At 76.2% G+C, this 11,325-nt stretch carries 10 protein-coding genes; 5 read left to right on the forward strand and 5 right to left on the reverse strand.

Annotation, left to right across the window (positions count from 1 at the left end; all coding sequences use genetic code 11):
• The 5 genes from LQ51_RS09215 to LQ51_RS09240 form a co-directional block, all read right to left on the reverse strand.
• Positions 1 to 1,687: tetratricopeptide repeat protein (locus LQ51_RS09215; RefSeq protein WP_082159334.1), on the reverse strand; the 1,687-nt coding region annotated here is incomplete at its 3' end.
• Entirely contained in the window at positions 1,684 to 2,067 is a 384-nt protein-coding gene (locus LQ51_RS09220; RefSeq protein WP_156313016.1) for a hypothetical protein, read from the reverse strand. The genes LQ51_RS09220 and LQ51_RS09215, both read right to left, overlap by 4 nt.
• A gap of 444 nt (positions 2,068 to 2,511) precedes the next feature.
• Positions 2,512 to 3,162 (reverse strand): hypothetical protein, encoded by a 651-nt coding sequence (locus LQ51_RS09230; protein ID WP_046564294.1) that lies wholly within the window; start codon positions 3,160 to 3,162, stop codon positions 2,512 to 2,514.
• A gap of 337 nt (positions 3,163 to 3,499) precedes the next feature.
• Positions 3,500 to 4,765, reverse strand: coding sequence for a hypothetical protein (locus LQ51_RS09235; protein ID WP_156313017.1), 1,266 nt, complete (start codon positions 4,763 to 4,765; stop codon positions 3,500 to 3,502).
• A gap of 125 nt (positions 4,766 to 4,890) precedes the next feature.
• Positions 4,891 to 6,849: an AfsR/SARP family transcriptional regulator gene (locus tag LQ51_RS09240; protein WP_046564296.1), complete on the reverse strand. Its 1,959-nt coding sequence runs from the start codon at positions 6,847 to 6,849 to the stop codon at positions 4,891 to 4,893.
• Positions 6,850 to 6,948: 99 nt separating this feature from the next.
• Between LQ51_RS09240 and LQ51_RS09245 the strand changes: the two genes are divergently transcribed.
• From LQ51_RS09245 to LQ51_RS09265, 5 genes are all read left to right on the forward strand, one after another.
• Positions 6,949 to 7,836, forward strand: a complete 888-nt coding sequence (locus tag LQ51_RS09245; protein ID WP_046564297.1) for an alpha/beta fold hydrolase — start codon at positions 6,949 to 6,951, stop codon at positions 7,834 to 7,836.
• A gap of 48 nt (positions 7,837 to 7,884) precedes the next feature.
• The gene (locus LQ51_RS09250) at positions 7,885 to 8,436 is read left to right on the forward strand and encodes a DUF5872 domain-containing protein (protein WP_046564298.1); all 552 of its coding nucleotides are present in this window, start codon (positions 7,885 to 7,887) and stop codon (positions 8,434 to 8,436) included.
• Positions 8,437 to 8,564: 128 nt separating this feature from the next.
• Positions 8,565 to 9,461: a redoxin family protein gene (locus LQ51_RS09255; RefSeq protein ID WP_231605625.1), complete on the forward strand. Its 897-nt coding sequence runs from the start codon at positions 8,565 to 8,567 to the stop codon at positions 9,459 to 9,461.
• A 42-nt stretch (positions 9,462 to 9,503) separates the two neighbouring features.
• Complete coding sequence (msrA, locus tag LQ51_RS09260) at positions 9,504 to 10,022, forward strand: peptide-methionine (S)-S-oxide reductase MsrA (RefSeq protein ID WP_046564299.1); 519 nt, start codon at positions 9,504 to 9,506, stop codon at positions 10,020 to 10,022.
• 52 nt (positions 10,023 to 10,074) lie between these two features.
• The gene (locus LQ51_RS09265; RefSeq protein ID WP_046564300.1) at positions 10,075 to 11,298 is read left to right on the forward strand and encodes an epoxide hydrolase family protein; all 1,224 of its coding nucleotides are present in this window, start codon (positions 10,075 to 10,077) and stop codon (positions 11,296 to 11,298) included.
• Positions 11,299 to 11,325: the final 27 nt, after the last annotated feature.

The raw sequence follows: 11,325 nt of genomic DNA on the forward strand, positions 1-11,325 counted from the left end.
CGGCCAGGTTGGCGCGGGCGCTCAAGGTGTGCGGGTGTTCCGTGCCGAGCAGCCGCAGCCGGTCGGCGAGCACCTCCTCTTCGAGGGCGATCGCGTCGGCGGTGCGACCCGCCTGCCGGTGGGACGCGGCCAGGCTGGCGCGGGCGCTGACCGTGTCCGGGTGCTCCGCGCCGAGCAACCGTCCGGCCTGCCTGGTCATGTGCGCCCAATAGGTCTCGGCGGTGGTGTGCAGCCCGGCATCGAGCAGGCTCCAACCGGCCCGGTACAGCAGCGGATGCGCGTCGGGGTGCCAGAGCAGGTCCCCGGCATGGTCGGCCAGGACGGTGGCGTTGGCGCGCAGTGCGGTGGCGAGGGGGATGCTGGCGTGGTCGCCGTCCCGCCACAACTGCAGCAGCGCGTCGGCGGCCGCGTGGGCGACCACGGCAGCGTCGAGGCCGGTGGTCTCGCGCATGGCGCGGGCGGTCAGGGCGTGGACGCGCACGGCGCGGGCCGCGTCGCCCGGGGTGTGGGTCAGCAGCCCGTAGCGGTGCAGCAGCCGCAGCACCCGGCGGGCCTGCTCGCCGGTGACCGGAGGGCCGTCGCGGTGGGTGGACAGGTAGGTCGTGACGGCGGGGGTGGCCCACAGTGCGTCGGGGTGCCCCGCCGGGTCGTACCGGGCGGCCAGCGCCAGGGCCGGCCGGGCCAGCCCGGCCGGTTCGGCCCGGTCGGCGGCGTCGAGGGCGAGCAACAGGGTGACGGCCACCGGCCGGCCGTAGGCATCGGGGTCGGCGCCGGCCGGCATGAGGTCGGCCAGCCGCTGGGCACCGCTGCGGTAGTCGGCGAGGTAGGCGGCACAATCCCGCTCTTGGTTGATCATGTATGCGGCGGCGTGCGCCAACGCCAGCGGCAGCTGCCCCACCGCGGCGGTCAGGCTCGCCACCTGGCCGTCGAGCAGATGGGCACAGCTGGCCTCGGTGAGCCGCTGGCTCAGGTACGCCACCGATTCGGCCGGGGTGTACACGTCGACGTTGATCTGTTGGCGGCCGGAGCCGGTCAGGGTGGAATCCTGCAGCCGGGTGGTGGCCAGGGTCCATCCGCCCGGCCGCTGCGGCGGCCACCACCGGGCCACCTCGCCGGGGTCACCGACGTCGTCGAGCACCACCAGCCAGCTGCGCTCGGTGGTGTGCAGCCACTCCAGCAACGCGGCCGCGTCGGCGCCCGGGTCGGTGCCGTCCGCGCCCGGCACGCCGGCCTTCACCGCGGCCCGCGCGTACCCGGTGATGATCTGATCGGGGCTGGTGGCGTCGACCCACACCACCAGGTCCGTGCTGCGCGCGTCGATCGTCTGCCGGGCGAACCACGCCGCCAGCTGTGACTTGCCCACGCCGCCGCCACCGGTCAGCACCTGCGTACCCGCGCGCCCGCCGCGCTGGGCCAGCACGACATCGTCGCCGTGGCGGCGGGCGGCGACGACGCTGTCCCGCAGCGCCGCCCGGGGTTGGAACGCCGAGGCCAGCGCGGGAGGCTGCCCCACCAGCACCGGCCACACCGGCGCCGGGCGTGGCCGGTGGTCGTGATAGTTCGTCGTGACATCGCCGATGATGACGCCGGGGTTGGCGACACCACCGCGGTCGGCCGACGCGTCACCGGAGCCGCTGACGCGGACCGCGTCCGGTGCCCGCCGCGCGGAGGTGTCCTCGGCCGTCACGGTCGGGGCCGGCGCACGATGCCGGTGTTGGCCACCGAGCCCGGCCCGTCCGCGCGCGCATCCCCGGAGCGGACGACCCGTGCTGGCCGCTCGGCACCGTCCACGCTGTCCACACCGGTGTTGGCCCGACCACCACCGGTCGCCTCGGCCGTGCCGGAATCCTCGACCCGCTCCGGTTCCGCCAGCACCACACCACCTCCTGTCGAGGGCAGCAGATACGGCGCCCCCAACGCCAGCAACGCCAGCACCGCGCCGATGCTGCTGGCCCGCTTGTCGGCCTGGTCCCAGCCCACCCGGGCCAGATACACCACCAGGCCGACCACGATCACCGCGAACAGCGCGCGGCCGGCCCACCGCCACCGCCAGCTGCGATCCGGCACCGCGGCCACCTCCTGCCGTCCACCGTCAGGACCCTGAGGACCGGCGCTCAGTTTACGACCACCCGACCCCCGTTCGGTGATCATGACCGTACCGGCGACCGATCCCGCCGTCCCCGATCCCGGTGCCGCGGCAGCCGCCAGCGGTCGGTCCATTCTCGACCTCGTGCCCCCGCCGCATCCGACATCGGATCGGCCACTGCCGCTGACCGGCTCGACATCGGACCGGCCACTGTCGCCGGCCAGCTCGGCGCCGGCCGGGCCACTGTCGCTGGCCGGCTCGGGGGCGGCCCGGCCACTGTCGCTGACGGGCCTGGCGCACGGGCCGCCCGGTGCCGCTGTCCGGTTCGGCGGCGGGCCGGCCCGGTCCGGGCCGGCCCGCCGCACGCGGGCGCTCTGTCCCGACCGGCGGGTCACCGGGTGGTCGTGATCCCGCCCGGTGCCCCGCTACGCGGAGGTCGCCGCGTACGGGCAGATCGCCGGTCTGGTCAGCGCACGACCAGGTTGCCGGCGGCCCGGGTTCCGCCACATCGGATAGGCGGTGCCGCCGCCGGGCAGCGCGAACGGGTCCCGGGCCAGGTAGCCGTGGCGGGCGTAGAGGTCCCGCTCGGGGGCGGTGGTCGCCTCGGCGTAGGTGGGGAGCAGCGCCTGTCCCATCCGGGCGTTGCTGGCGGCGAGCAGGGTGCCGGCACGTCTGATCCGGTTCGGACTCGGCGCGACCGCGAAGAAGGCCAGGTGATGGTGCGGGCCGGCCGGGCGGTGCGCGTGCAGCACGTCGTCGAGGCTCAGGAAGCGGTCGAGGTGGCCGGCGCAGGCGACGGCGAGCCGGCGGCCGTACCCCTCGGGCGCGGGTACGACCCCGTACCGGTGCAGCCAGACGGCGACCGCGGAACGGTCGTGCAGCAGGTACGCCTCGCCGGAGAGCAGGGCGTGTTCGATCCAGACCCGGATGACGGCGGTGAGCACGCTCCGGCGGCGGCGCTCGTCGGGTACGAGCCACGCGCCGAGGGCGCTGGCGGCGAACGGGTCGGCGACGAGCGGGACGATGTCGGTGACGTCGCGCCACTGGGCGCGGCGGACAGCCGGGAGGTGAGGCACGGGTTTCTCCTGACGGCGGGTGCGGTCGGTTCGCGTACGGGATGCGCGACGCGGTGCACCGGCGTGGGCGTCATCGCGTCAGCGGCACGGCGCCTGCCGGTCGCGCCCTGTGGCGGCGACCGGAGGTGAGTGCGGTACGCCGGCACGGGCCGGCGTGGGCAGGTGGGTGGGCCCGAGGGGGCCTCGGGCGCGGTGCGGCTCGGCGGCTGGACCGTCCGCACGGCCGGCTACCGGCGCGGCCGAGCGAGGTGACGGCGGCCGGATCCGGCGCGTACCGGTCTGGCCGGTCGGCTCGCCGGGGCTGGCCCGGCCGTCGGCCGCTGCCCGGCGCGGGCGGTCAGGCGGGTCTGGGGTCCGGTCGGCCGGAACGGCCGGCGAGCCGGTGGCCGAGGGCCGGACGGCAGCCGATCAGCCGCAGCCCGGGGGACCAGGAACGGGGGCAGGCGTCGGCCGGGACGGCCCCGCTGGTGGCCGGGCCGGCGCCGGCCGTGCTGGCCGGGGCGCCCGGGGCAACCGCGGGGACGGGGCCTGGTTCGTCGGATCGGGGTGCCCGCGTGCGGGCCGCTCCCGCCGGGGCGCCCGCGTCGCGGGCCGCCACCGGGCGCGGCGCGACAAGGGACGGCGCGCTGGCGTCGGCCAGCCCGGTCGGCGTGCCGGGGCGGGCGGCGACGGCCGGTGGATCGTTCGCCGCCGCGTCGCCGGCGGGCGCGGGAGCGTCGGGACCGGGACCGGGACCGGGAGCGGGAACGGGGTCGGGGGCCGGGGCTGCGGCGGGTGGGCCGAGGATCGGCCGGGTCAGTTCGAGCACCGGATCCAGCACGGGCGGCAGCACCTGGACGATCGGCCCGGTCACCGGTCGGATCAGCTCGGCGACCGGCGCCAGCAGCCGCGACCCGGTGATCGGTCGTACGACGGGGGAGGCCAGCGTCACGACCGACCGGGTCAGCGGGTCGACCGCCTCGGCGACGCGCGACCGGCCGCCGGCCGCCGGGTCGGCCCTCGGCGCGCGGCCCGCGTCGGCCACCTCTGGGTCGGGCGCTTCGCTCCGGCCCGCGGGCGGGCGGTGAGGGCTGGTCACGTCAGGGTCGGGCGCGTCGCTCCGGCCCGCGGGCGAGCGGTGAGGGCCGGTCACGTCAGGGTCGGGCGCGTCGCTCCGGCCCGCGGACGGGCGGTCGGGGCCGGGCCCACCGGGGTCGGCCGCATCTCCGGGCGGGCGGTCGGGACCGGGTCCCCCGGGGTCGGCCGCGTTTCCGCGTGGGCGGTCGGGACCGGGTGCCCCGGGGTCGGCCGCGTCTCCGGGCGGGTGGTGCCCGTCGGCCGGGCCCGCCGGCCGGTCACCGGTCCGGACCAGCAGGCCGCCGACGACCCGGGCGGTGCCGTGGAGCAGGTCGCGGAGCACGGGCGGGGGCGCCGGCTCGACCACCCGGGCCGGGTCGCCGGCGGTGGCGCCGTGGTCGCCGGCCCCGGCCGGGGGCGCCGGCTCGACCGCCCGGGCCGCGTCGCCCGCGGCGGCGTCGTACAGGCCCCACGCGCCGAGGACGCCGCCGGCCAGGAGCACGCCGCGCAGCGTCCAGCGGGCCAGTCGGCCGGGACTCCGCGACAACGGGCACCTCCGGAGGCAGCACCTCACGCTCCTGCCAGGGCCCATGATTCTGCCCGGTCCGGCGGGACGAACCGCGGCAACACGCGGAACGGCACCGGCCCGGCGACCGCCCGGCGGCGACCCGCTCAGGCCCGGCCGAGCGCCGCGTCGAGCGGGTCGAGCTCGTCGGCGACCGGCCCGAGGGTGAGCAGGCCGCTGCCGGCGCCGGCCAGCTCGCCGGCCGCCGGGGCGAGCGTGGCACGCGCCCGCCGCATCGCCGGCCGGTCGGCGAGCGCGACCGCGGCGCGGGCGATCAGGCACCACAGCGCCTCGTACAGCAGGTCGCGCGGCGGATCCGGGGCCTGCCGCAGCGCGGCGGCGGCGTCGGCCGGGCGCTCCCGGGCCAGCAGCACGAGCGGTCGCGTCCAGGGCGCGTACGGGCCCCAGTCGGTGTCGTCGTCGGCGTCGGCCGGCCGGTGGTGCCGCAGCCGCAGGCAGAGCAGGGCCAGCGGGAGTAGGCCGCGCTCGACGCCGGGCATGCCGGCGCCGGGCAGCCGGGCGGCCGCCTCCCGGTAGGCGGCCTCCTCGACCTCGGGCGGCTCGCCGGCCGCCGACAACCGCAGCGCCCGGTACCACTGGGTGAACACCCCGACCAGGGGACGTTCGTGTCGCAGGGCGAGCCCGTCGGCCGCGGCGGCGTGCCCGTCCGCGCCGTCGAAGTCGGCCAGCGCGCTGCGGGCCTGGAGCCGGACCAGGTGCCCCAGGATCTCGAACGCCGGCAGGCCGTGCCGGGCCGAGAGCGCCACCAGTTCGGCGCCGATCGCGTCGCGTTCCGGCGCGAGCCCGGCCCGCTGAAAGGACTGCATGAAGGTGCCGTTGAGGGCGAACGCCAGCAGGGCGGGATCGCCCAGCCGGCGCGCGATCCGTTCCGCCTCCCGGGCCGCCGTCCGGCCACGCGGTCCCGGCGTGCCCCGGGACTCCACCGCGACCGTGGCGAGCAGCCGGGCCCGGGTGGCGTCGGCGGAGCCGGGGCGCAGCGCGCCGAGCGCCCGCTCGGCCGCCGCCACGATCGCGGCCGCCTGCTCCGGGTCGTCCGAGCGGGTCCAGATCGCCGGTACGTCGTAGCCGCCGATCACCCGGGCGGTGAGGTCGGCGTCGCCGAGCCGTTCGGCCGCGGCGATCGCGGCGAGCCGCTGCCCGCGCGCGGCCTCCAGCCCGCCCGGCCCGGCCATGGCCAGGGAGCGCAGCAGGCCGACCGTCGACTCGAGCCGGACCCGCGAGTCCGCGGCCACGGTCCGGTGGTACGCGGCGGCGGTGTCCGCCCAGATCCGGTCCGGACCCGGCGGCCCGCCGTCGGCCTGGTCGCGCTGCCGCAGCAGGTCGGTTTCCAGCTGGCGCAGGCGCGGGCTCGGGTCGATGCCGAGCTGCTCCCGGAGCAGGCCGCGGGCCCGGCGCAGCACGCCGAGCGCGTCCGCCTGCCGCCCGGCCCGGTACAGCGCGAGCGCGAGCAGCCGCCAGGCCTCCTCCCGCCAGGGATGCTCGGCCACGTGGGCGTCCAGATCCGCGACCACGTCCGCCGGCCGCCCGACGGCCAGCCGCGCCCCGGCGAGGCGCTCGACCGCGTCGAGGCGTACCTGCTCCAGCCGGAACCGTTCGGTCCGGGCCCACGGCTCGTCGAAGTCGGCGTAGGCGGGGCCGCGCCACCAGCCGAGGGCCCGGTCGAGCCGGTCGAGCGTCTCGTACGGCGGGCCGGCGGTCGCGGCCGCCGTCTCGTCCTCGAACCGCCAGGCGTCCACCGCGTCGCGCGGCACGCGCAGCGCGTACCCCGGTCCCTCGGTGACCAGCAGCCGGGCCGGCTCCCGCGGCGGGCGGTCGGGTTCCAGCGCCCGCCGCAGCGCCGCCACGAAGGTCCGGACGGCGCTCACCGCGCCCGGCGGTGGCGCCGGCCACAGGTCGTCGACGAGCCGGTCGACGGGGACGACCTGGCCGCGGGCGACGACGAGCCGGGCCAGCACGGCGCGGTGCCGCGGCCCTTTCAGGTCCAGCCGCGCCCCGGTGCCGTCCCAGCCGACGACGGGCCCGAGCACACCGACCGTGACCTGCACCGACCCACCCTCTCCCGCCCTGGCCAACCTAGCGCGCTCATCGGTTGCTCATCGGCCCGGGCGAGGCTGGACGGGTTCACGCTACGAGAAGGGACGACGATGACAACGGCCATCTCCGGGTTCGACTACCAGCGCGTCACGGTCGACGGGACCGTGACGCTGAACGTGGCGGTCGGCGGCGCCGGCAGCCCGATCGTGTTGCTGCACGGCTTCCCGCAGACGCACCTCATGTGGCGGCACGTCGCCGCCGACCTGGCCACCGACCACACCGTGATCTGCCCCGACCTGCGCGGCTACGGGGCGAGCGACAAGCCGCCGGCGGACGACGCCGGCACGTACGCGAAGCGCACCATGGCGGCCGACGTGGTGGCCCTGGCCCGGCAGTTCGGCCACGAGCGTTTCGCCCTCGCCGGCCACGACCGGGGCGCGCTCGTCGCGGTCCGCGCCGGGCTCGACCATCCGCAGACGATCACCCACCTGGCGGCGCTCGACGTCCTGCCCACCCTGGACATGTGGGAGGTGCTGCGGGGCGCGGACGCCGCGGTCGCCTTCCACCTCTACCTGATGGCGCAGCCACCCGGGCTGCCGGAGCAGCTCATCGGGGCCAGCGCGGACGCCTTCTTCGGGTACTTCCTCGATCTCTGGGGCGGTGACCCGCGGGCCATCCCCGCCGAGATCCGGGCGGAGTACCTCGCGGCGTCGCGGGCGGCGGTCCCGTCGATCGTGGCGGACTACCGCGCCTCCGCCGGGATCGACGTCGAGCACGACCGGGCCGACCGGGCCGCCGGCAACCGCCTGGCGATGCCGGTGACGGTGGTCCAGCAGGACTGGGGTGCGGCGCTCGGCTACGACGCCGAGGGGCTCTGGCGGGCCTGGGCGCCCGACCTCGACCACCGGACCACCTCGGCCGGCCACTTCATGGCCGAGGCGGTGCCGGCGGAGGTCGTCGCGGCCCTGCGGGCCCTGCTCGCCCGTGGGCGCCGCTGATTCGCGGTCCCGGCGCATGCCGGGCCCCGCCGGGGGTAACGCTCCGGCATGGCGCGGTACACCAGGCCCGAGCTGCGGGAGCAGCTCAAGGCGGAGATCAGGGCGTCGGACCGGGGCGGCCGGCCCGGACAGTGGTCGGCGCGCAAGTCCCAGCTGCTCACCCAGGAGTACCAGCGGCGCGGCGGCGGCTATCTGGGGCCGAAGGACGAGCGGCAGCGCTCCCTGCAGCGGTGGGGCAACGAGGACTGGCAGACCCGGGAGGGTTCCACCCGGGCCCGCCACAACGGCGAAACGAGCCGTTACCTTCCGAAACGGGCATGGGAGCAGCTCTCCGGCGAGCAGCGGCGGGCGACCGACACCCGGAAGCGGCGGGCGTCCCGGTCCGGGCAGCAGTACGTGGCCAACACGGGTCCGGCCAGCCGGGCGCGCCGGGACGTCACGTCGGCCGAGCGGATGTCGGAGCTGCCGGTCACCGAGGCGGTCAAGCTCGTCCGCGGCCTGGACACCCGCCAGTTGCGGGCCGCGTTGCGCCGCGAGCGCGCGGGCAAGGCGCGCAAGACGCTCGTGCGGCGGCTGGAGGCCGAACTCGCCCGCCGGTGACGGGCGCCGGCCCGGACCGGCGCGGAGTCGGGTAGCCCGGCATGGTCGCCGGCGGAACGGGAAGGCCAGGCCCGCCGAGAGGCGGACCGGGGAGGAGGCGTCATGACGCAGCAGGTGGGCCGACCGAGATGACCATGACGGGACGGCAGCTGCCTCCCGTGACGGTCGAGCGGTGGGTGAACTCGCCGCCGCTGACCCCCGACGACCTGCGCGGCCGGGTGGTCCTGATCGACATCTGGGAGTACACCTGCGTCAACTGGATCCGCACGGCGCCCTACGTCAAGGCGTGGCACCGGGACTACGCGGACCTGGGGTTGACCGTCATCGGGGTGCACGCGCCCGAGTTCGAGTTCGGTCGGGACCCGGCGCACATCGACCGGGCGATCCGGGACCACGGCCTGAGCTATCCCGTCGCGCTGGACAACGGGTTCACCTTCTGGCGCGCCCTCGGCAATGACGCCTGGCCGGCGAAGTACCTCTTCGACGGCGACGGGTGGCTGGTCGACCGGTGGGTCGGCGAGGGCAGCTACGAGCGGGTCGAGTCGGAGCTGCGCCGCCTGCTGGCGATCCGGACGCCGGGCATCCGGCTGCCGCCGGTCAGCGCCGAGGTGACCGCGTACGCCACCACCGGCGAGCCCTCCTACCTGGGCATCACGCCGGAGACGTACCTCGGCGCCGACCGGGGCGTGCCGGGCACCTTCGCGCTCGCCGGCGACTGGCGCAGCGCCGGGGAGTACGTCGAACTGGCGGATGGCAGCGGTGAACTGACCCTGCCCTTCCACGCCGGCGAGGTGAACCTCGTCGTCGATCCGGGTCCCGCCGGCCCGGGCGCGCTCCGGGTGCTGCTCGACGGCGACCCGATCGGCGACGAGCGGGGTGCCGACGTGGGCCCGGACGCGGTGGCGCGGATCGACCGGGCCGCCATGTTCCGGCTCGTCGCCGGCGCGAGCCGGACCGACCACCGGCTGACCCTGGCGGTCGACCAGCCCGGCTTCCGCGCGTACGTGTTCACCTTCGGCCCGTGAGGGCGAGTCCTGACAGCTGAGCATCCGACGGGGGACGCAGCGATGAGCGACAAGACCGAGAAGGCGATTCTGGCGGGCGGCTGCTTCTGGGGCATGCAGGACCTGATCCGCAAGCGCCCCGGGGTGGTCTCCACCCGGGTGGGCTACACCGGCGGCGACGTGCCGAACGCGACCTACCGCAACCACGGCACCCACGCCGAGGCGATCGAGATCAACTACGATCCGGACCAGCTCTCCTACCGGGATCTCCTGGAGTTCTTCTTCCAGGTCCACGACCCGACGACCAAGAACCGCCAGGGCGGCGACGTGGGCCTGAGCTACCGGTCGGCCATCTTCTACACCGACGAGCAGCAGCGGCGGGTCGCCGAGGACACCATCGCCGACGTCGACGCCTCCGGCCTCTGGCCCGGCAAGGTGGTCACCGAGGTCAGCCCCGCCGGCCCGTTCTGGGAGGCCGAGCCGGAGCACCAGGACTACCTGGAGCGCAACCCCGGCGGCTACACCTGTCACTTCGTCCGACCCGACTGGAAGCTCCCGCGGCGCGGCGAGAACGCCGCGTAGTGGCCGGCCCGGCCGTCGTCCGACCGCAACCCGACCGAGAAGGAGACCTCACGTGGCCGTCAAGACGCTGACCCGCCCCAGCACCGACCTGCGCCCGTTCCGGATCGAGGTGCCCGAGGCCGACCTCAAGGCCCTGCGGTCCCGGATCGCGGCGACCCGCTGGCCGGAGAAACAGACCGTCGGCGACCAGTCGCAGGGTGTGCCGCTGGAGACCAGCCAGGCGCTCGCCCGGTACTGGGAGAAGGAGTACGACTGGCGCAAGGTCGAGGCGCGGTTGAACGCCCTGCCGAACTACATCACCGAGATCGACGGGCTCGACATCCACTTCATCCACGTCCGCTCCCGGCACGACAACGCGCTGCCGCTCATCGTCACCCACGGCTGGCCCGGCTCGGTGATCGAACAGCTGAAGATCGTCGGGCCGCTGACCGACCCGACGGCGCACGGCGGGTCCGCCTCGGACGCCTTCCACCTGGTGATCCCGTCGATGCCCGGCTACGGCTTCTCCGGCAAGCCGAGCGCGCCCGGCTGGGGCCCGGAACGCATCGCCCGGGCCTGGACGGAGCTGATGACCCGCCTCGGCTACGACCGGTTCGTCGCGCAGGGCGGCGACTGGGGGGCGCTGATCACCAACATCATGGGGGTGCAGGCGCCGCCGCAACTGGCCGGCATCCACACCAACATGCCCAGCGCGGTCCCGCCCGACCTCGACGCGCTGTTCCAGTCCGACATCACCGGGGCGAACAACGCGCTCGGCTCGCTGCCGGCCGGCCTCTCCGCCGAGGAGAAGCGGGCCTGCGAGCAGCTGGACTTCTTCTGGAAGCACTCCGCGTACGCGCTGATCATGGCGACGCGGACGGAGACGCTGACCGGCCTGGCGGATTCGCCCATGGCGCTGGCCAGCTTCCTGCTCGACCACGACGCGGCCAGCCTGGAGCTGTTCTGCCGGGCCGCCGCCGGCCAGCCGGGCGGCATCACCCGGGACGACCTGCTCGACAACATCACGCTCTTCTGGCTGACCAACACGGGCGTCTCGGCGGCCCGCCTCTACTGGGAGAACAAGCTCTCCTTCTTCGGCGCGAAGGACATCTCGGTCCCGGCCGCGGTGAGCGTCTTCCCCGACGAGCTGTACGAGGCCCCGCGGAGCTGGGCGGAGCGGGCCTATCCCAACCTGATCCACTACAACAGGCTCGACCGGGGCGGGCACTTCGCCGCCTGGGAGCAGCCGCAGCTGCTCTGCGACGAGCTGCGTACCGCGTTCCGGTCGCTGCGCTAGCCGGTCGCGCCCGCCCGTGGCCCGCGC

The sequence above is a fragment of the Micromonospora sp. HK10 genome, assembly GCF_000982955.1.
Classification (GTDB): Bacteria; Actinomycetota; Actinomycetes; order Mycobacteriales; family Micromonosporaceae; genus Micromonospora.

Excerpts from the sequence above, each read along its gene's own strand:
- LQ51_RS09255 (WP_231605625.1), top strand. The coding sequence starts at position 8,565 with ATGACCATGACGGGACGGCAGCTGCCTCCCGTGACGGTCGAGCGGTGG.
- LQ51_RS09245 (WP_046564297.1), top strand. The coding sequence starts at position 6,949 with ATGACAACGGCCATCTCCGGGTTCGACTACCAGCGCGTCACGGTCGAC.
- msrA (WP_046564299.1), top strand. The coding sequence starts at position 9,504 with ATGAGCGACAAGACCGAGAAGGCGATTCTGGCGGGCGGCTGCTTCTGG.
- LQ51_RS09250 (WP_046564298.1), top strand. The coding sequence starts at position 7,885 with ATGGCGCGGTACACCAGGCCCGAGCTGCGGGAGCAGCTCAAGGCGGAG.